We start from the raw sequence: 18768 nt of genomic DNA on the forward strand, positions 1-18768 counted from the left end.
TAGCGGCAGGACGGGCGACGAGTGTATTGTCAAGGAATACCAGGTATTCTTTGACGGCATCGTTGTCGGATGATGCATTCCATTGCAGGGTTATGCTCATGGGCGTTATGGTACCGCTCTGCAGTCCCGATGGTATTAGGGGAGGGTGCGTATCGGTAATTGTCGCCGGTGCCCAACTGTTCTGCACGATAACATCGGCCGCATTCTTTCCAAATTTAATCATTCCCAAGAGGTTATAATGAGAATGATCGTGCATGTATTTATCCCGGTCCATCGAAAAATCGGTGGGGATGACAGCACAATATTCGACCAGGTTGGGGAGATTTTCAATTTCGATAACAAGCTGGTTGGTATAATTCAAATTAACCGCATAGTCACCGTGAGAGTCCCGGTAATAGCCTTTTCTGAATTGAGAAACCAGAAAAGGAGTATCCGGTAGCCCGGTTTGTTGGCGGATTTTATCGGCAATGAGCTGGATATCTCTAATAAAGTTATTGACGCCGTCCATTGTGGAGGTCGGATTTGCCAGTTCTGCAATTATTCCTGCAATAGTAGCTGTGCCTTTGGCAGCATTGATTGCATCGACAACCTGATCCAGGAAATTCGCCCCGCTGCCGGTAGAACGGTTGTAGGCGTAATCTCCGACCGAGGTGCCGCCGTCGGCGTTTTGAATAATTCCAAAATAATGGTTTGGATACCGGGAGGCCATCTCTCTGACAACCGCCATTCCCATACCGCCGCCGACCGGTTTTTTGTCAGGGGTCTCGAAATTACGCTGGTCCCGGTGAACAGGTTCGGTTGCCGGAATCCATTCATGATGCGGCGGACCCGAATAGTTATCCTGAATATGGAAGTTCCAGCATCGTGGATGGGCTATGAAAAAGAAGTCACGACAACTGTCGGGCGTGGATCCCCGCCCAACCATGTTCGAATGGCCGATAAATACATAGACATGCATTTTTTCTTTGGGGACGGTGATCGAATTACCGCCGTCGGTCAAAACAACCTGAGCGTGTGCGCCGGATATCAAGAGAACAAAAATAAAAGCAGCAGAAATCAGATATTGTGAAGCGGCATGCGCAGCTCCGGAAAGTGGATGCTTCAGCATTGATAAACTCCTTTGAAAACCGGTGGTTGCTTAATCGCTTAAAATGCGAGTGTGTCTTTTTATGGATTAAGCCAGTAACAGCACCGGTTTCGATTTATTTTAAATTCGCCTTCAAATGCCAGGTAGTGGAAGCGTTGAGCATCCGTTACGTTAATATAATGAATATTGATGCATAATGTCGGTTGTTTTTGGGTTATGGAGCCTCTTTTTTTTAATTTTCTAAGCCAGGGAATACAAATGTGTATCTATGCAAAAGCGAGCCGGCAAAGTATATTCGTGCAGCAGTGAGAAAACAGAAAAGCAAAAGTGTCTGGCATGTTTATATACTACGCACGTGGGACAACACTCTTTATACGGGTGTTACAACCGATGTACGGCGGCGATTTATCGAACATTGTTCGGAAGGGCGCCGGCGGGCGAAATATCTGAAGGCCCATCCGCCCAGGGAAATAGCATTTTCCTGTGAGATCGGGAGCCGTTCGACGGCACTGAAAGTTGAATACCGGCTCAAGAAACTGACGCGATTGCAGAAAGAACGGATTATCGCGCAGGGTGAATTATCCTATCAACACGACAGTGGAAGGATATTGGTGAAATGACCTCTGAATTAGTTTATTCTACAGAAACAGGCCGGATATGTCCCTCCTGCGGCAAACCGGCTCAACACTGCATCTGCAGCAGGAAAAAAGGAGTTGCACAATCAAAAGGTGACGGACGTGTGCGGGTGTCCCTGGAGAAAAAGGGGAGAAAAGGGAAAGGGGTGACGATTATCACCGGTCTGCCGCTCAATTCCGATGAGATGAAAGCATTGACAAAAGAACTCAAGCGGGGTCTGGGGACCGGCGGCACGGTTAAAAGTACCCACATAGAGATTCAGGGCGATCATCGTGATGCACTGGTTGAAGAATTGAATAAGCGAGGGTATAAAGCCAAAAGGTCGGGTGGGTAAGCAGCATCATCGATAAGCCCGCTGTTTGCTTTCCATTGTGAGAATTGTTTATCCAGAGAAAAGAAACAAAATGCCGCGCCTGTAAAAATACACAGGTCGTCGGCAGCAGCAGAGGAGGAAGTATGCGCTATTTTTTATTTACGGTTATTGCAATCACAGCACTTGCCCATGCTGAGATCAAAACCGGCATGATCGAGTATTCGGTGGATACCGTACAGTTCAAAGGATTTTACGCCTTTGATTCCACCGTGCAAGGAGATCTGCCGGGCGTTTTAGTTGTCCATGAATGGTGGGGGCTCAACGATTTTGCCAGAGAGCAGGCAAAAAAACTTGCAGCGATGGGCTACTATGCTTTTGCGGCCGACATGTATGGCGGCGGCAAATCGACAAAAAAAAGAGAGCAGGCATCGCAATGGGCCTCGGAGGTGCGCGGGAATACAAAATTGCTTCGCAAGCGTGTGCGCGCAGCCCTGCAGACCCTCGCCCGGCAGGAGCGGGTGGATTCGACAAAGCTTGCGGCAATCGGTTTCTGTTTCGGCGGCACAACCGTACTTCACCTGGCATTTGGCGGCGTTCCGGTAGAAGGCGTTGCGAGCTTTCACGGGCATCTGCCAATTCCGTCCGAAAAAGAGCTGAAGCAGACCAAAGCGTCGGTCCTGGTTCTTCACGGCGCCGATGACCCCTCAATCAAAAAAGCGGATATAGATACATTCATGGCAGCCTTGAAAAAATCATCGGTTGACTGGCAGTTGATCTTTTTCGGCAACGCGGTGCACAGCTTTACTAATCCGAAATCAGGTTCGGATAAATCGAAGGGAGTTGCCTATAACGAGCGTGCGGCAAAAAGATCGTGGCGTTATCTGGAGGTGTTTCTGAGAGAGATCTTTCGGAAATGAGGATTTGATTTGGGGGAAAGATCGCTCGCAATACGTTTCTCAACGAGTCCGGAAAAAGAATAATATCTGTGACAAGGAGACCTCTCCCGGACTCGATCCGGAAACGACAACGATTTGCGAGCGCATCCATTTTTCCAATACCGTTTTTGCCCGGCTATCTCCCGAGACCGAAAACCAGGCCGCCGTTAAAATTCCAGTAGTTATTGGGTTGATCATCACGGGCCACATAATTCCATTGAGGATACAAACGGAGCATAACCGGTGTTGCATGGCCGATTGTTACACCGCCGCCAACAGAAACACCGAAATGAGTACCGGTGCCTTCACCAAGTTCCCTTAAAATATGCTCGCCCCGCAGATTGATGGCATTTGCGGTAGTTTCGGAATGAATTACATACAGTCCTGCCCCTGTCTGAACAAAGAGATTAATGACATTTTTCTCAAAAAGTGTGGTCAGGCGGACCAGCGGAGCAATTTCCATACTCCAGATAGTGCCTTCAATATCGAGAATATAGAGGGAATCGTCAAGCTCCGGAAGCATTTCGTCCATTGACGGCGCCCAATCGGTATAGCTGTACCGTAAACCGATATGAAGAAAATCGAAAAGGGCATAGACACCATCGGTGGTGAATGAAAAACCGATCTGCAGGTTATCGATCCCCTCTCCCAGCGATTTTGCCGCTGCACCGTCGGCAGCAAGAAAAACCGATTGTCCTCGGGAGGCTGAATTTATCGCAACTACCATTACGAAGAGATATATCATTTGTCGATTAAATATGAACATAGGTTTCTCCTTTCCCCCTTCCGAAGCGTAAGCCGGAGTGGTTTGTAAATCGTGTTTGTTGGCAGGATCGGGGGACTGATTGGACCTGCAGCTGTTGTATACATTTGCAAACATAATGCCAGATTCAGAGCAGTTTCCCTGTGATGTTGCCTGAAGTGGTGTACGAATGGTAAAGGCCGGGGCAACGTGAATCAGGCGCCGTGAGGGGGCAGTATGCTGTCATAAAACGGTTATACGCCCTGAAACCGAGTGTCCGCCATAGGTAAACTTCGCGTAGAGTATGGTATGAGATGGGGGATTTCGGTTTAAGGTGAATGTTCCGGGGGCCTGGTATCGCTGTAGTTCAACGCATTCTTCTCCGGTAAGAAAGAGCCATGGAATGCCGTGGTCGACCGAACTATCTTTTCGGGGTTACCACTACCGGAACCGCCGGAGGTGATTCCGGTGCTCCGGTGAGGTGACGGTGATTGTTCCCTGCGCAGAATCGCCGGGGGAAGGTCCGCGATCGATATACTGATTTCCATTAATAGAAGCATATAATAGAAGCATAAACCCCTGAGGGTTTGCCGGTAACGGAAATTTCATTAAGGACCCCAGTTCTTTCGTTGGTGAACGGTATGTCAGGTGATATTATTGAGGAACGTTTTCAAAAGTGACAATTTATGGAACAACTTTTGCTTTATTCAGGAATGTTCAAAAAGGTAATAATTATATTCATTGCCGCTCGTGAGTAGCTTCATATATTTTTCTTCTCAATTTTCCCCAATTTTTCCCATTTCCGGAAAAATCTGGATTGCAGCCCACTCTTTCAGGAGGTTCGTTATATGCATCTCAAAAAAATAATCCATTCTATCACCATCATTTCTATGTTGCTGATCTCTTTGATATCCCTTCCCCTGTCGGCCGAAAATAGTGGCATTTCACTGGGCCTCAATGTCATGCTGGGTGGTCGCTATGATGATCTTCGGATGTGTGTCGGCTCGCCTGAAGGAGTAAAAGGTGGTCCTATTGCAGATATCATGCTTATCACCCGTTACCACCTCAATGACCGGGCGGTGGTCGGTTTCAAGCTGCCGGTGATGCGTCCGATCCTCTTTGGCGTGGCCTTCGACATGCTGCAGTTCGAGCCCGAATTCATTTTCGAGTATTCGATCCCCGTAAATGATGATATGGATTTGGTTGTCGGCCCGGGGCTGGGCGCCAGCTTTCACTATGGTCCCGATTACGAAACTCCCAAAGACGCCGAAAATCCCGAGGAATTTTTCGCTGCCGGCCCCTTTGTCAGTGCGCTTTTTGGATTGAATTTTCAGTCGGAAACCGGCAAAACCCGCATGATCGGGATCCGTCCTTTTTACACACCGCTTTTTACCGGGGACCGCGGGACCGGTACCGTTGTCGGTGCGGCGCTTGAAGGGCATTTCGGGTTATACCGGTGGTGATCGACCGGCGTGGATGATCGGTTCTTCGGATATGCACATTTCAGCAGGAGGACCTTTGTGCAAAATTTCCGGGGTTCGTATGCAAAAACAGGCACCAAAAAATTGTCGATAATTGCACTATTTTATCGATGCCGGTATACAACTGGAAATAGGCCGATTCTGAATATTTCAAGGAGTGCTTAAGCGGTTAGAAAATCCCAAAATTATATGGTCCGATCCGGAATGGCGGTGAACCCGCGAGGGTGAAACAAGATGTATTTTTCTGAATCAGAAAATTACTTCATAATTAAAGCGAAGTATCCTCAGAGAAGCTCGTGGAATTATCCGAAAACAGAATCCTATGCCGGCAATCGAAGTACAAAATCTCTGTAAAACCTTCAAAGTCCATCAAAAACAGCCCGGGCTTCGGGGATCGATTCGCTCTCTTTTCCGACGGGCGTGGACATACAAGCCGGCTTTGACCGATGTCTCCTTTACGATCAATCAGGGAGAAATTACCGGCCTGGTCGGCGCCAATGGTGCGGGCAAGACAACGCTTATAAAAATTCTTTCGGGTGTTATTTTTCGCGATCGGGGGACGGTCTCGGTGCTCGGCTACGATCCCTGGGAGCGAAAAAACGAATTCCGTTCAAAAATCGCCCTGATCATGGGCCAGAAAGCACAACTCTGGTGGGACCTTCCTGCAGCAGACTGTTTTTTACTGCTCAGAGAGATATACCGTATCCCCAAGGAAGAGTATCATATCCGGCTGGAGAACCTCGCGACGATTCTTGATGTTTCACATCTATTAACGACTCAGATACGCCGGCTTTCGCTTGGCGAACGGATGAAAATGGAGTTGATCGCCGCGCTGCTGCATAATCCATCGGTCATCTATCTCGATGAACCGACTATCGGCCTCGATATAACCTCCCAGCGCGCAGTCCGCAATTTCCTTCTGGAATATAACCGTCGCCATAGTCCTGCAATGATTATCACTTCTCACTATATGGAAGATATCAAATCGCTCTGCGAACGGCTGATTATTATCCGTAAAGGCACGATTGTTTATGACGGTCCCCTGACCCACATCGTAGGCGAACATGTGCGCTATAAAATTGTTACGGCCCATCTCCCCGAGGGTATTAGGGTGTCGGAAATCGCCTCATCCTTACCGGAAACGATCGGTAGGGTGGTGCCCGGAACCGATAATATCCTCCGGGTGCAGGTGCAGCGGCGGTATGCGGTCGCTGCGGCACAGCATATCCTCAGCTCCTGGGATATCGCCGACCTTGCTATCGAAGAAGAAGATATCAGCACCATTATCGAATCGATCCAGAAAGACGGATGAATATACTAATGCGACTTGTAATGCCCCAGGTCTTTTTTCAGGAGCTACGGAAAATTTTTGCCTACCGGGTCAATTTCTGGATACAGTTTGTTGTTTCCCTTCTCGCCCAATTCAGCATCGCTTATTTCCTGTGGAAAGCAGTGTTCGAAAGCTCCGGCGCGGAGAAAATCGGCGGCTACAGTTTCCGCTCAATGATGATATATTATCTGCTGGTCCCGGTGATCGGCAGAGCAGTGCGGGGGATGCAGTTCGGCAACTTCTCCGAGGATATTTATCAGGGTGCATTGACAAAATACCTTGTCTATCCTGTTTCTGTTTTTGTCTATAAGTTTACCGCCAACCTGGCCCATTGCGTAGTATTTGCTGCCCAGAGTATTCTGATTATTATCCTCAGTTCATACATCGCCGATCCTTCGGAGCTGTCCCTGACACTTTCAGGAATTGTACAGGGGTTTCTGGCTGTTGCCGCGGCGTCGCTGCTTTTTTTTACCTTTAACAGTATGATAGAACTGATTGCATTCTGGGCCGACAATGTCTGGAGCCTGTTGGTGATCGCCCGGTTTATTACCGGCCTTCTGGGCGGCTCGATGTTACCGCTGTCGCTCTTCCCCCAATGGATACAGCCGCTTCTTACAGCTCTTCCCTTTGCCTATTTTGCCAGCTTTCCGATCCGTTGTCTGATGGGAGAGGTTACCTTTACTCAGCTCTTACAGGGGCTTGGAATTATGGCGCTCTGGAATGCCGTTTTTACCGCAGGATTTATGCTGATATGGTATCGGGGAAAGTATAAGTATACGGGGGTGGGGATTTAGAGAGAATGGAAAAAGTTGAAAGAGAAGAAGATAATAAACGAGGATAATGGATCAGGATGGTAGATTTTTCTTCCGCTCAAATGCTTGTCCTTCTCCCGGTAGCACCCCGGGACAGGTCTTTTGTCTCAAATCGAAATCAACCTTAACCTTAGCCTTAGCCATAATATGTTACGCTATATTCGATTATTCGGTTATTTTCTCAGGTTTTCCTTTTCAAAGGCCATGGAGTTCCGGCTCGATTTTTTCTTCCGGATTGTCATGGATACCATCTATTATGTGATAAACTTTATGTTTTTTGAAGTTGTTTTTTTGCATACGGATGTTCTTGGGGGGTGGACAGGGAATCAGATGCGGGTGTTTGTGGCCGGTTTTCTGGTTGTCGATGCGTTGAGCATGACTCTTTTTTCGAATAACCTCTGGCATTTAAGTACCTATGTCAACCGGGGCGATCTGGATTATTATCTGATTCGTCCGGTATCATCACTCTTCTTTGTCAGCCTTCGTGATTTTGCCGCCAATTCCTTTATGAACCTAATCATGGCTGCAGCCATAGGCGTCTGGGCTTTGAACAGCTATGATGGGACGGTGAGTTTTGTGAAAGTGTTGCTGTTTGTAATATTTCTTGTCAACGGCGCCTATTTGCGTTATTGCGTTCGGATGATGACCATTATTCCGGTGTTCTGGCTCCATTCTTCCCAGGGCATGGAAGCCGTTTTTTTTCATCTCAACCGGTTTATCGAGCGGCCTGACAGAATTTTCACCGGCGTTACCCGGATCATTCTGACAACAATTTGCCCTTTTCTCCTGATGGCGTCCTATCCTGCCAGAATCGTGCTGGAGCCCTTCAACCCAGCTGTCCCGGTAACCATAATTGCGGTTACCCTTGCCTTTACTTTTATACTTGGACTTTTATGGAATGCCGGTTTGCGGGCCTACGCATCGGCGTCATCATGAGATAAATGCATGAGCGTATACTACGGCGGAAACAGGTTGGGAGGATCAGAACCGGTGACCGAAAAATGCGCCCACATCGAAGCGGCTGTATGCGGCTACCTGCTCGTAGGAGGCATGGCCGCGGAGAAGGACGAAAGCAAAATGAATTGCCATTATTCCGTTGTTACGTATCCGGCGTTCGTGGGCTGTTTCCCAGGTTTCGGTACGGCCTATCGTGTTGAGCATGAGTGCATTTCTGGTTTCCGATGAACAAATGACAAATGCAAATCCCATCCGCCGTTTTCCCGGACCCACATTATCGTAATAGATCCGTCGAGCCCCTATCTTGAGCGGTCCCAGATCGGGAAAAGTGACGGTCACCTCATGTGGTGTATCCTCATACATACGGGGGGAGATGCTGAAACCGGACAGGCTGATATCATTGGTAAGTGCCTGTAAGGAATATCCGTTGCCTTCGATTTTCACCGGTGTATCAGAGGTGACCTCCGGCAGATCGATATGATCCACATTCCGGGTGAATCACCCTGTTGCGATTATTTTGAAAAGGTCGCCGACCGGATAAGCGAGGTAGTGATTCCGGAAACAAAAACGGCCATTCTCAGAATTAAGAACGCGCTTTCCCGATCAGGAGATTATTAGCTGGATGCCGTGAATGGAGCCGGCTTTTTGTCTGGGCAGGTCTGTACTAGCTTTTTGATGGCATTCTTTTTGCCTTCATTATTCAGGGATATTTCTTTTGCAGTCAAAAAGGATGAAAAATTATGCGTTGCCCTACCTTGAAGACAAAGTTTTTTTGAAAAGGCCGGTTCTTTTCCCTCTCGAAATAACTACTACAGAGGATACTGCAGATTTACCGGGATTTTTAAAGGAACTCTCTACCGAATTGCAGAATAAATGCTTTGTAGCGAAAACAGAAGAAGAGCTTTAACCTTCAATTTCTCATCTTGTCATTTCCGCAAGCATTATTTCCTTCACCCTTTGATCGGGTCCCGAAAAAGGTTCGACATCCATTGCTGTAGAAAGTGCGCTAAAGAGCATTTCATGCATGGTCCTGCAAGGGGGGAGGTGACTGCTCAGGATCATCGAGGGGCCCACGTGTCGGAGCGAATCGATTGCATGATCGACGACATACTTATCGGCGCACGAAAGCCAGGGAGAATCGGCGGTTGCCCAGGTGATGAGTCCTTTGTGAAGGTCATCCTGATCGATAACTTCGACCGCTGGGGCAGGCTTTTTAAGCACGGCCCCGAAGCAGTCGGAACTGAACAGATTACCTGTACGTTGATCAAGCACACCCGTGGTTTCCGGAGCATCGTAGGCCGGCGGTTTGATACAGAGCAGTTGACGGTCGCCGACATTCAGTGATTGTCCGGGATTAAGGAGATAACAGCGATCGACAGGATGCATCAGGAGCCCCATTTTCCCCATTCCCACATAGGTGGTGATTATCTTAAGATGAGGCGCCAGTGCAAGGAGCGCACCCAGATTTCCGATATGGTCGGGATCAGTATGGGTCAGCCATATCCAGCGAAGGTCTTCCGGATCGATAAGTCCCCGCAAGGCCTGGATAAATTCCTTTCGGAGGAAGGCCAGTCCTGAATCGATCAGGACCGGCTCCTGTGCATAAATCAAAAATGCGTTTGCCGGAAGAATTCCATATCCGGGAACGGGCAGATATGATTCAATCGCCCGCGTATCAGGGCCGAGCGTCTGGGGTTCGAAAAGTATAGGTTTATCGATAATCATAGAGACTAATTCTATTTCGGTTCGACATTAACGTCAACGGTTGTCTGTTCCTGCATTATGCCCTCCTTTGGGAAGTTTGTGTTGATCTTTTGGTACCCAAACGAACAAGACGTCGAGAATAATTCGCAATTCTTGTGCCAATTGTTAAGGGCACATAATCGATGAAAGATCCTCTATCCTGCTGATCTGTCCTTCACCCTGGTACAGAGATTGCTTGCTTTTTGAATCCGGGGATATTGTCTTGTTCGGAATGAATATCAGAGTCGATTTTGGTGATCCAATAAACTGGGAGGTTTCGATGGCCAGATTTAGGATACCGACGGGATTTAATGATATGCAGTCATTCGGGCTTATAGACGCATTACTTGGCCGCCGGTCCCGCCGGTTTTTTATGGGTGCTGAAATTCCCGATGGTATATTCACCTATAAAAGTAACCATGCTCCTGTTCCCCTTTCCGATTTCGAGAAATTGCTGGTTGTAGCGGCTTGTGGTGCCAATACAGGCTGGAATAATTTGATTTATCGGGCACAGCGTTTTGCACCGCATCTCTCGAACTACGCCGGTGCTGCCGGCGGACGTGTTTTTCCCTCGGCCGCAGCTGTTCACGATGAAATCTTCAAGGAGTGTATCGCTCTTCAGGCCCAATATATCTACAACACCTTCGGCAAGTTTCCCGGTACTGTGCCGTCCATGATGGTTATTACCTATCTCCAGGCTCATCATCTGGATACCGGATTCTACGATACATTCTACACGCCGGGAGCGTATCTGAAAACCCATGCCGATCATTTCGGGCAGTGGCATTCTGAAGAATCGGAATAAATCGGAATTACCGTCATATCAGGAGGTATCCCTATGTACATTGGTGGACACAATGCAATTTTTATTCTAACCGTGTTCAGCTTACTGCCGGCCGGGTGTTCCAGCAATGGTGCCGGTGAGAGTAACGACCATAGGGGGCAGCTTATCCGGGTGGATCGTTATACTCCGGCCGGTCGAAAGCATTTATTCAGAGACTATGCTGCGGTGGATTCTTCTGGAAATGTCAATGTCGTTGTTGAGATTCCCGCCGGGACCAATGAAAAGTGGGAGGTGGACAAATCGACAGGAGAGCTGAAATGGGATTTCAAGCGGGGAAAACCGAGAATTGTTTCTCATATAGGATATCCGGTGAACTACGGCATGATCCCCGGAACATTTCTTCCAGAGCAGATGGGGGGTGACGGCGATCCTCTTGATGTCATTATTATAGGACCCGCAATCGGGAGGGGAAGAGTGGTGGCGGTCCGCCTGGTCGGGGTTTTGAAAATACTCGACGATGGAGAAATCGACAATAAAATTATCGCCCTTCTTCCGGGATCATCACTGCACAAAATCTCCGGTATGAAGGAATTGAGAGATGAGTATAAATGGATAACGGATATAATCAAGATCTGGTTTTCTCATTATAAAGACCCCGAAAAAATGGTTTTACAGGGGTTTGGAGATGCCGCTGAGGCCCGCATAATGCTTGATACTGCAATTGCAGCTTACCATCGGTATTTCCTTCAGATGCAATAATATTTGACTATTCCGAGGGGAAGATCCGTAGTATGAGGGGCATGCTTTTTTGCGAATAAAATTTTATATCTGGTTGCAACGTCGTATTTTATAAGAGAATTTAAACGGTTATCCAAAAAGCGATAAAATCATGAATATATTTCTGAAACCTCGTGCAGGATTGTTTTTTCTTATTCTTTTGGCGAGGATGTATTCGTCTGGGGCCGAGCAATTTTATTTCAATATCGAAGATAAAATTAACACATCCCGCCATATCGACTGGCGCGAGGAAGAGATTCTGTTACGGAAAAAGCTTTATGTCTCCGCTTTCAAGGATTCGCTGCGTGACACGCTTGATGTCCCTAAAATACTGTCCTTGAGAGATATATCTCAGTGTCAATTCGAGGGTGTGGAGGAAAAGTTGACATTTGAGGTGAAATGGGGGTTTGTTTCGGCCGGATACGGCGTTTTGAGTGTTTCTCCGGGCCAAAACCCCGATTGTATCGAATTGACCGGTATGGCGGTTACTCACCGGTTTCTGGGCGCCTTGTACCGGGTTAAGGATTACAGCCGTTGTGAAATTGATACAGATGGTTTTTATCCTCTTTTTTTTGAGGAGCACATACGGGAGGGGCGATACCGGTCAAACCGCTGGCGTGTTTACGATCATGTTGGCGGCAAAGTACATGCATCAAATTCAAAGCATTGCTCAGATTCGGTTCCCCCCTTTGTTCAGACCTATCTTTCGGCGTTTTATTATTTCCGTACCGTACCCTGGGATGTCGGGGATACGGTATTCGTCAATTCCTTTGTGCAGGGAAAAACCTATCCCATGTATTTCGCCTGTATCGAGCGCGATACGATTGATATCGAAGGCGCCGAATTTCCCTGTATCAGAGTCCGTCCTCATCTGAAAGAAAAGGCAATGGTTTTCGGTGCAGGCGATCGTGTCGATATCTGGCTCACCGATGATAAGTATCGTTTACCGGTTTTCGTTAAGGCAAAGATTCTCTTTGGAGCGATCAAATGCTCCCTGGTGTATGGAAAACGGGTGAAGATTAAGTAGCGGTTATTTGGGAGTATATTGATCACGTCATTCTATCGATTTTTACTGATAATCGGACGAACCGGAATCGGGGAGTGATGAAAAACAATTTCTCTTCAATCTCTTCGGGCCCGTTGCATGACCGATTATTCCGTTTTCGATTTTCAGCTTTTGCGTTTTTGATAATTTTCCCCTTGCACCTTTTGTCTGCCGATCTTGTTCCTCTATGGGGCAGTTGATTTCTCCCTTTTCACCTTTGACAATAATTGACTACCGGGAGCCATCAACCCGCAAGCGGCTTTTCGTGCTTGATCTGAAAGACCGCCGGCTTCTCCATACCGGCCTTGTTGCGCACGGAAGGAACTCAGGAACAAATTTTGCTACCTCCTTTTCAAATAGACATGGATCACTCAAAAGTAGTCTCGGGTTTTTTATAACCGGTGATGTGTACTATGGCAAGCACGGATATTCGCTCAATTTGCATGGTATGGACAAAGGCTATAACGATAATCAGCCACATATCTTTTTTGCTAATCCGGTACAGGAACTCATTTATCAAAATGTTAAAACATTGCAGATCCCCCGGAAAAGGTATTTACATGATGGATTTCCTTCTGTAACAGATGTTGTAATACAATTTTATGAAATTCGTGGGTTTACCGCTGCCTGGCGTGACGGAACAAAAGTACGGGAGCTGACCCGGGCTATTGACAGTGTGCGGGCCGACGGTCTGGATCCCCGGGACTACAGGCAAAAGCAGGTCGGTTCATATCTTCAGAGTATCAAAGAATGGGAGTATCTCGATCCTGCAGTCTTTGCAAAATGGGATATCCTGCTCACTACAGTACTGGCCTTAATGATATGGCATCTTCGATACGGCAAGACCAATCATGAAGAATTTTATAAACATCTGCAAAGGGAATGTCCCGATAATATCATGGAAATTATCGCCTGTATGGAAACAGTCCTCGATGCGCCCTCGGTGTATATAGCAGTCGAACGGTGCAAAATCGGCCATCGTATCTACCGTGATCTTAAAAAAGGATACAAGCAGTACCGTTACATCGCCGCCCAGGGGGGCTGGCAGAGTATTCCCGGGTGGACCCAATTCGCACCGGGACACAGAGGCAAGGGTGTTGCACGAACCCGGCAGCGACTGGCCGCCGGTCACGACCTGGAAATAATAACCGATTCAGAATTATTCGATTCCGTCCTTCAGGATGCCGCGAGAAAATTCCAAAGCTGTCATGGCTTACCACCCAATGGAATTGTAGTTAAGCATACCGTTGCAGCGATGAATGTGCCGGTAGAAAACAGACTTGCTCAGTTGGAAGTTAATCTGGAGCGTTGTCGCTGGTTTGGGAGGGATTTGCCCCGTCGTTTTCCTTATCCCTATTATGTTTATGTCCATGGCACACCCTATTCATCTCTTTTTGAAAAGGGGGCCCGTACTTTCAGTTCGGGATGTATCCGGGTTGAAAAGTCGGAGGAGCTTGCAGAATTAGTTCTTGGCGATGATGAGAACAACGTCGCCATGCTTCACGAAGTCCTTGCCCGGGGGGAAACATGCACTATTAATCTTCCCGTACCACTTCCGGTCTTGGTACTCTATATGACTGCTATGGGTGATTCTGACGGCACAGTGTATTTTCGACCTGATATATATCAGAGAAATGATCGTGTCCTTTCAGCCTTGAGAAACATACGTGATGCCTTTTGATTTGTTTTTTACTATCTTCTCTTTCCCAACCACCAAAAGGTGCAGTAACCCGGCATAATATTTGCTTCATAATGCTGCCGATTCAAAGAAAAATTTGAGGGAATTAATTCAGTACCGTGATAAACAATTATCTATCCCAAGCCCGAATTCGACCCGGCGATCTTTATGCCTGGAAAGGATCATCAATGCTTATTGCCGATTCCAGTGGTACGTGTGGTGATCACCGGTTTAACGGCTACTTTTTTTACGGCACCCGGTATTTAAAAAAGCTCTCGCTTCAAATAAATGGAGAAGCGCCCTATGTATGCTCTCACGGTATTTCGGGTAATAATATTCTTGAGTTTTCACTGATTTATCCGGAAGTTAAGACAGGAGGGACAGGCGGGAGCGGATCGGGAATGATCAACAGGCAGAAGGGGATACTGGAGCGAAGTCTGACCTGCTTTGTACGATACACCATTCGCCCTGCCGGTTTTGATATTGAATTAAGCATTACAAATACCTGGAATGAGCGTGCATCGGTAACCGTTGGGTGGCTGCTTGATGCCGATTTCGAGTCATTTGAAAATGTACAGAACCGGAATTGCAAGGGGCGTGGAAAAGTTTCAATGGCGAAAGAGCCGAGGGATGTTCATTTCTGTCTTGAGAATGAAGCGTTGGGATTGCGTACAATCATTACACCATCAGGCGCTGATTACCGGATAAAAACCGATACAAAAAGTCTGGAAACCGAGCTGGATCTTTTTAAAAAAGAAAGAGCATGTATTGGGTTAAGTGTACGAGCGGTTGACCCACAACATAAAATCACCGAAGATCAACAGCGGGAACGGGAGAATTATCTCTACAACTGGATCCGGCAATTAAGCAGGCTTGATGCTGCAGATAAACACCATTTCACCCGTATATTCAATGATTCAGTTGAACTGGTGGGCACCGCAGCGGGGCTTGACGGTTCCTCTGATGAATGGATGGCTCCCTATGCGGGATATCCTCTTTATCCCTTTCTATTCGGCCGGGATGCGTTGACTTCTACCTGGATGATCGCTCTCTACGACCATGGACGGTCGCTCGATCATACATTGACAAAACTGGGGCGATTACAGGGATGCACCGATGATCCATGGCGGGATGAAGAGCCGGGGAGAATTATTCAGCAGGCACGGATGGATATACCTTCACGCCTGGGAGAGAACCCTTTTCTGCGGTATTATGGAGATTTTGCGTCACCGCTTATGTATGTCATATCAATGGCCTATCTCTACGCATGCACGGGCAATCTCGATCAAATTCGTAAACACTGGGACACCTGCTGTCGAATTCTCAACTGGGCCGAACGGATGGGCGATCCGGATGGTGACGGGTATCTGGAATATACTACCCGTTCGCCGGACGGTCCACGGAATCAGGGATGGAAAGACAGTGAAAATGCGGTTGTCTACGAAGATGGTACCCTGGTAGAGCCGCCCATTGCCACATGTGAAATTCAGGGATATTACTACGCAGCGCTCCAGACAGCATATGTATTCTCTTTTGCACTTGGTGCAAAGCGGGATGCATTTGCATATTACACAAAAGCAGCTTCACTTAAAAAGAATTTTAATCGTGATTTCTGGGTGGAGGACGGTGGCTATATCGGATTCGGTCTTGATTCGCAGAAGCGACTTATACGGGGAAAAACATCCAATATCGGTCATTGTCTTGCGGCAGGCATTATCGACAAAAAAAAGGTTCCCTTTGTTGTACGAAATCTTTTTACCAGGGATATGTTCTCGGGGTGGGGAATTCGAACACTTTCATCAAATCATGCAGCCTATAATCCTCTGAGTTACCATCTCGGCACTGTATGGCCGGTGGAAAACGCAACCATAGCTTTAGGTCTGCGAAGATACGGTTATACCCATGAGGCAATGCAACTTGTGGAAGCGAACTATGATCTGGCATCACTCTGGTATTGCAATCGGGTACCGGAGTGTATCGGCGGTTATGACCGGACGGAATATGGTCATCCCGGTTCATTTCCCAAGGCAAATGCGCCTCAGGTATGGAATGGAGCTGCGTTCGGGCTTTTTTTACAGGTGATGCTTGGTATGCAGCCGGTTGCGCCCTTTAAAACACTGTTTGTCGACCCGGCGCTGCCGGCCTGGCTCCCACAGCTAACGATCCGCTCACTGAGAATCGGCGATGCAACGGTGAGTATTGAATTCCGAAGGCGCAGATCGGGCAGGACAACATTCAAAATCCTGGAGAAAACCGGAACACTTCATGTGCTCCGGCAACCGCCGGTGAATTCACTTTCGACATCCTTATGGGGACGCACTTGGGCACTTGTGAAGGGGCGTTAGGGGAGAGGGTGTTTTTCTCCCTTTTGTCCTCATCGCTCATCTCCGGTTGTCCCGAGATACTCATGTTATACATGAACATGTGTCGAAGGATCATTTGTATTCTTCCCAAAGCCTTATCACTAAGGTTGATAATATTTCATAGCTTCATCCATATTTTCTTTGAGAAGTTCGATTCGTTGCTCGTATGATGGATGGGTGCTGAGAAAAGCAGGGGGTTGACCGTTCTGCTGCTTTTCTTGCATGCGTTTCCAGAAGTCAATAGCTTCATTGGGATTGTAACCTGCCATGGCCATGAATATGATTCCCAGACGATCGGCTTCCTTTTCGTGAAGTCTGCTGTAGGGAAGAAGAACGCCGACCTGAGCGCCGAGGCCGTAGGCAGCCATGAAAAGCCGCCGGGTAAACTCAGGTTCTTCACTGAGTGCCACACTGAGTGCGCTAGCCCCAAGTTGCAACAGAAGAGCCTGGCTCATTCGTTCATTACCATGGTGAGCGATAACATGGGCAATTTCATGGCTGAGAATAACCGCCAAACCGGTATCATCTTCGGCAATCTGCATTATGCCGGTAAAGACGGCTACTTTTCCTCCGGGCATTGCAAAGGCATTGGCCGAAGAGTCGTCAATAAGAGCAAATTCCCATTCAAAATCGTCAATGCGATCGGTAAGACGTTCCCGGCGCATATAGGTTTCGACCGCCCTTTTAACCCGCCCCCCCACACGATTTACCATGCGGGCCTTACCGGTACCCCGTACAACATCGCTTTGATCAAGATATGCTGAATACGATTGAGCACCGAGTTGAATGAGTTGTTGATCCGATATGAGAACGAGCTGCTGCCGCTGGCTTAAGGGGACAGGTTGACACAGGCAAATGAGTGCACAGAACAGGGGCAACCATATACATTTTTTGATATTGAACATCATAATCTTCTCCTTTCTGAAAAATATTTGTCCCTTTGGGCAAAAAGTAAGGTTTTTTCATTTAATAGGCAAATGATATGCCGAATTCCCTGGAGACAAACCTGGTTCGGTGGCATAAAAATTGCTGGTTTTCGGGGGGTATTTTATCAGGTCTGATAAATTGTATTGACTAAAATCAATAAATTATCATATTCGAAAAATTAATTTTTGAAAGCGGGAATATGGTGTGCACAATCAACTTTTTATCGCGAAAAAGCAAAAAATACAGAAGATCAATATTGATATACATTATGGCTTAATTTGGTTGTCATTGGCATAAGAATTGCTCCCTACCTTAGGCATAAATCGGACGCAAACTTTTACCCTTATCATTCAAGGAGGTTGCCATGTGCAGGCGAAAAAAATTCCAGGCGGCTATGGCGATGACGGTTGCCGCTATTCTGAGTTTCTCTTTACCAACTTTTTCTGAAGGTGGAGTGTCTTTAGTCAAGTATGTGCTTGGAGGCGCGGGCAAATACGATATGGAAGACATCAATAATGAAATTAACGGTTTTGGCATTGATGGCTTTAATGACTGGGCAGGACAGTTTGGTGCAGGCGCACAGCTTGGTGTGGGTGATTACTTTATTTTCGGTCATCAGTTCACAGTCAACTGGTGGGAAGAGGCCGATGGTGAAAACAATCTCGATGGCGGTTTTCAGACCTTTAACTGGGTAGCATATAGCGGTGTCGATCTGATACCCTTTATGGCAAATATCCCGCTTCGGTTTTACCCACAGCTTGGCGTCGGTGGCGCCTTAACCCGTCTGAAAATCAGCGACAGCTCCTTTGATTTCGATCAGGCTGTTGTAGAGACTGCGAGCAGAGATGCGCTTTATCAGGCCCATTTCATCATCGAAATTGCCGGAGTGGTCGATTATACTTTTTTGGTTCCGAATTGGAATAAAGGTATAATTGTTGGCGCCCGGGCCGGATTTTTATGGCAGCCATTTGTGAAGGACAACTGGAATCGGAGCGGTTCCAATTTTACCAATGGCCCCGAACATCATCTCAACAGCCTTCAACTTCAAGGATTTATCGGTTTGAACTGGCTATGCGAACGTAAATAATACCTGCTGCGTGTACGCAGGCGGTAAAGCCGTAGGAAACAGGGGGCGTTTTCTGCGGCTATTTTTGTATC

The 18768-nt window shown here is 47.4% G+C and carries 20 protein-coding genes and 1 pseudogene; 15 read left to right on the forward strand and 6 right to left on the reverse strand.

All coding sequences use genetic code 11. The features are described from left to right. A partial coding sequence (locus GF401_08645) for a hypothetical protein (GenBank protein MBD3345114.1) occupies nucleotides 1–1108 on the reverse strand: 1108 nt, incomplete at its 3' end. 284 nt (nucleotides 1109–1392) lie between these two features. Between GF401_08645 and GF401_08650 the strand changes: the two genes are divergently transcribed. The 3 genes from GF401_08650 to GF401_08660 all read left to right on the forward strand — a co-directional run bounded on the left by GF401_08650 (nucleotide 1393) and on the right by GF401_08660 (nucleotide 2953). Further along, the gene (locus GF401_08650; protein MBD3345115.1) at nucleotides 1393–1707 is read left to right on the forward strand and encodes a GIY-YIG nuclease family protein; all 315 of its coding nucleotides are present in this window, start codon (nucleotides 1393–1395) and stop codon (nucleotides 1705–1707) included. Then, nucleotides 1704–2057, forward strand: a complete 354-nt coding sequence (locus GF401_08655; GenBank protein ID MBD3345116.1) for a translation initiation factor Sui1 — start codon at nucleotides 1704–1706, stop codon at nucleotides 2055–2057. Before GF401_08650 ends, GF401_08655 begins: the two co-directional genes overlap by 4 nt. Nucleotides 2058–2179: 122 nt before the next feature. Further along, a complete protein-coding gene (locus tag GF401_08660) occupies nucleotides 2180–2953 on the forward strand; it encodes a dienelactone hydrolase family protein (protein MBD3345117.1) in 774 nt (257 codons plus the stop codon). 154 nt (nucleotides 2954–3107) lie between these two features. Here the strand turns inward: GF401_08660 and GF401_08665 are convergent, their stop codons facing one another. Further along, complete coding sequence (locus GF401_08665) at nucleotides 3108–3737, reverse strand: hypothetical protein (protein ID MBD3345118.1); 630 nt, start codon at nucleotides 3735–3737, stop codon at nucleotides 3108–3110. Nucleotides 3738–4154: 417 nt separating this feature from the next. Further along, a complete protein-coding gene (locus GF401_08670) occupies nucleotides 4155–4322 on the reverse strand; it encodes a hypothetical protein (GenBank protein ID MBD3345119.1) in 168 nt (55 codons plus the stop codon). A 239-nt stretch (nucleotides 4323–4561) separates the two neighbouring features. Here GF401_08670 and GF401_08675 point away from each other — a divergent pair, with 239 nt between their 5' ends. The 4 genes from GF401_08675 to GF401_08690 all read left to right on the forward strand — a co-directional run bounded on the left by GF401_08675 (nucleotide 4562) and on the right by GF401_08690 (nucleotide 8272). Continuing rightward, nucleotides 4562–5176 carry a hypothetical protein gene (locus GF401_08675; protein ID MBD3345120.1) on the forward strand — a complete coding sequence of 205 codons (615 nt, stop codon included), beginning with the start codon at nucleotides 4562–4564 and terminating at the stop codon, nucleotides 5174–5176. A gap of 340 nt (nucleotides 5177–5516) precedes the next feature. Further along, on the forward strand, nucleotides 5517–6506 hold the full coding sequence (locus tag GF401_08680; protein MBD3345121.1) for an ATP-binding cassette domain-containing protein: 990 nt from the start codon (nucleotides 5517–5519) through the stop codon (nucleotides 6504–6506). Then, nucleotides 6503–7318 (forward strand): hypothetical protein, encoded by an 816-nt coding sequence (locus GF401_08685; protein MBD3345122.1) that lies wholly within the window; start codon nucleotides 6503–6505, stop codon nucleotides 7316–7318. Before GF401_08680 ends, GF401_08685 begins: the two co-directional genes overlap by 4 nt. A gap of 165 nt (nucleotides 7319–7483) precedes the next feature. After that, nucleotides 7484–8272: a hypothetical protein gene (locus tag GF401_08690; GenBank protein ID MBD3345123.1), complete on the forward strand. Its 789-nt coding sequence runs from the start codon at nucleotides 7484–7486 to the stop codon at nucleotides 8270–8272. A 45-nt stretch (nucleotides 8273–8317) separates the two neighbouring features. Here GF401_08690 and GF401_08695 read toward each other — a convergent pair whose 3' ends face one another. Beyond that, entirely contained in the window at nucleotides 8318–8779 is a 462-nt protein-coding gene (locus tag GF401_08695) for a hypothetical protein (protein MBD3345124.1), read from the reverse strand. Between GF401_08695 and GF401_08700 the strand changes: the two genes are divergently transcribed. Next, on the forward strand, nucleotides 8771–8911 hold the full coding sequence (locus tag GF401_08700) for a hypothetical protein (GenBank protein MBD3345125.1): 141 nt from the start codon (nucleotides 8771–8773) through the stop codon (nucleotides 8909–8911). The genes GF401_08695 and GF401_08700 overlap by 9 nt on opposite strands. Before the next feature lie 97 nt (nucleotides 8912–9008). Further along, entirely contained in the window at nucleotides 9009–9200 is a 192-nt protein-coding gene (locus tag GF401_08705; GenBank protein ID MBD3345126.1) for a hypothetical protein, read from the forward strand. An 11-nt stretch (nucleotides 9201–9211) separates the two neighbouring features. On the opposite strand, the gene GF401_08710 is transcribed toward GF401_08705, so the two are convergent. Then, entirely contained in the window at nucleotides 9212–10018 is an 807-nt protein-coding gene (locus tag GF401_08710; GenBank protein ID MBD3345127.1) for an MBL fold metallo-hydrolase, read from the reverse strand. A 298-nt stretch (nucleotides 10019–10316) separates the two neighbouring features. Here GF401_08710 and GF401_08715 point away from each other — a divergent pair, with 298 nt between their 5' ends. From GF401_08715 to GF401_08735, 5 genes and pseudogenes are all read left to right on the forward strand, one after another. After that, nucleotides 10317–10841 carry a hypothetical protein gene (locus GF401_08715; protein ID MBD3345128.1) on the forward strand — a complete coding sequence of 175 codons (525 nt, stop codon included), beginning with the start codon at nucleotides 10317–10319 and terminating at the stop codon, nucleotides 10839–10841. A gap of 33 nt (nucleotides 10842–10874) precedes the next feature. After that, on the forward strand, nucleotides 10875–11579 hold the full coding sequence (locus tag GF401_08720) for an inorganic diphosphatase (protein MBD3345129.1): 705 nt from the start codon (nucleotides 10875–10877) through the stop codon (nucleotides 11577–11579). Nucleotides 11580–11709: 130 nt separating this feature from the next. Then, nucleotides 11710–12624, forward strand: a complete 915-nt coding sequence (locus GF401_08725) for a DUF3108 domain-containing protein (GenBank protein ID MBD3345130.1) — start codon at nucleotides 11710–11712, stop codon at nucleotides 12622–12624. A 205-nt stretch (nucleotides 12625–12829) separates the two neighbouring features. Next, nucleotides 12830–13114: pseudogene (locus tag GF401_08730) on the forward strand (hypothetical protein). Nucleotides 13115–14508: 1394 nt separating this feature from the next. Further along, nucleotides 14509–16665 (forward strand): hypothetical protein, encoded by a 2157-nt coding sequence (locus GF401_08735; GenBank protein ID MBD3345131.1) that lies wholly within the window; start codon nucleotides 14509–14511, stop codon nucleotides 16663–16665. A 119-nt stretch (nucleotides 16666–16784) separates the two neighbouring features. Here GF401_08735 and GF401_08740 read toward each other — a convergent pair whose 3' ends face one another. Then, on the reverse strand, nucleotides 16785–17588 hold the full coding sequence (locus GF401_08740) for a M48 family metalloprotease (GenBank protein ID MBD3345132.1): 804 nt from the start codon (nucleotides 17586–17588) through the stop codon (nucleotides 16785–16787). A 386-nt stretch (nucleotides 17589–17974) separates the two neighbouring features. Here GF401_08740 and GF401_08745 point away from each other — a divergent pair, with 386 nt between their 5' ends. Continuing rightward, a complete protein-coding gene (locus GF401_08745; GenBank protein ID MBD3345133.1) occupies nucleotides 17975–18697 on the forward strand; it encodes a hypothetical protein in 723 nt (240 codons plus the stop codon). The last annotated feature ends 71 nt before the right edge of the window (nucleotides 18698–18768 follow it).

This window comes from Chitinivibrionales bacterium, from assembly GCA_014728215.1.
Classification (GTDB): domain Bacteria; phylum Fibrobacterota; class Chitinivibrionia; order Chitinivibrionales; family WJKA01; genus WJKA01.

Excerpts from the sequence above, each read along its gene's own strand:
- GF401_08670 (MBD3345119.1), bottom strand. The coding sequence starts at position 4,322 with ATGAAATTTCCGTTACCGGCAAACCCTCAGGGGTTTATGCTTCTATTA.
- GF401_08740 (MBD3345132.1), bottom strand. The coding sequence starts at position 17,588 with ATGTTCAATATCAAAAAATGTATATGGTTGCCCCTGTTCTGTGCACTC.
- GF401_08660 (MBD3345117.1), top strand. The coding sequence starts at position 2,180 with ATGCGCTATTTTTTATTTACGGTTATTGCAATCACAGCACTTGCCCAT.
- GF401_08745 (MBD3345133.1), top strand. The coding sequence starts at position 17,975 with ATGTGCAGGCGAAAAAAATTCCAGGCGGCTATGGCGATGACGGTTGCC.
- GF401_08725 (MBD3345130.1), top strand. The coding sequence starts at position 11,710 with ATGAATATATTTCTGAAACCTCGTGCAGGATTGTTTTTTCTTATTCTT.
- GF401_08700 (MBD3345125.1), top strand. The coding sequence starts at position 8,771 with ATGATCCACATTCCGGGTGAATCACCCTGTTGCGATTATTTTGAAAAG.
- GF401_08675 (MBD3345120.1), top strand. The coding sequence starts at position 4,562 with ATGCATCTCAAAAAAATAATCCATTCTATCACCATCATTTCTATGTTG.
- GF401_08690 (MBD3345123.1), top strand. The coding sequence starts at position 7,484 with ATGTTACGCTATATTCGATTATTCGGTTATTTTCTCAGGTTTTCCTTT.
- GF401_08720 (MBD3345129.1), top strand. The coding sequence starts at position 10,875 with ATGTACATTGGTGGACACAATGCAATTTTTATTCTAACCGTGTTCAGC.
- GF401_08680 (MBD3345121.1), top strand. The coding sequence starts at position 5,517 with ATGCCGGCAATCGAAGTACAAAATCTCTGTAAAACCTTCAAAGTCCAT.
- GF401_08685 (MBD3345122.1), top strand. The coding sequence starts at position 6,503 with ATGAATATACTAATGCGACTTGTAATGCCCCAGGTCTTTTTTCAGGAG.
- GF401_08715 (MBD3345128.1), top strand. The coding sequence starts at position 10,317 with ATGGCCAGATTTAGGATACCGACGGGATTTAATGATATGCAGTCATTC.
- GF401_08665 (MBD3345118.1), bottom strand. The coding sequence starts at position 3,737 with ATGTTCATATTTAATCGACAAATGATATATCTCTTCGTAATGGTAGTT.
- GF401_08655 (MBD3345116.1), top strand. The coding sequence starts at position 1,704 with ATGACCTCTGAATTAGTTTATTCTACAGAAACAGGCCGGATATGTCCC.
- GF401_08710 (MBD3345127.1), bottom strand. The coding sequence starts at position 10,018 with ATGATTATCGATAAACCTATACTTTTCGAACCCCAGACGCTCGGCCCT.
- GF401_08735 (MBD3345131.1), top strand. The coding sequence starts at position 14,509 with ATGCTTATTGCCGATTCCAGTGGTACGTGTGGTGATCACCGGTTTAAC.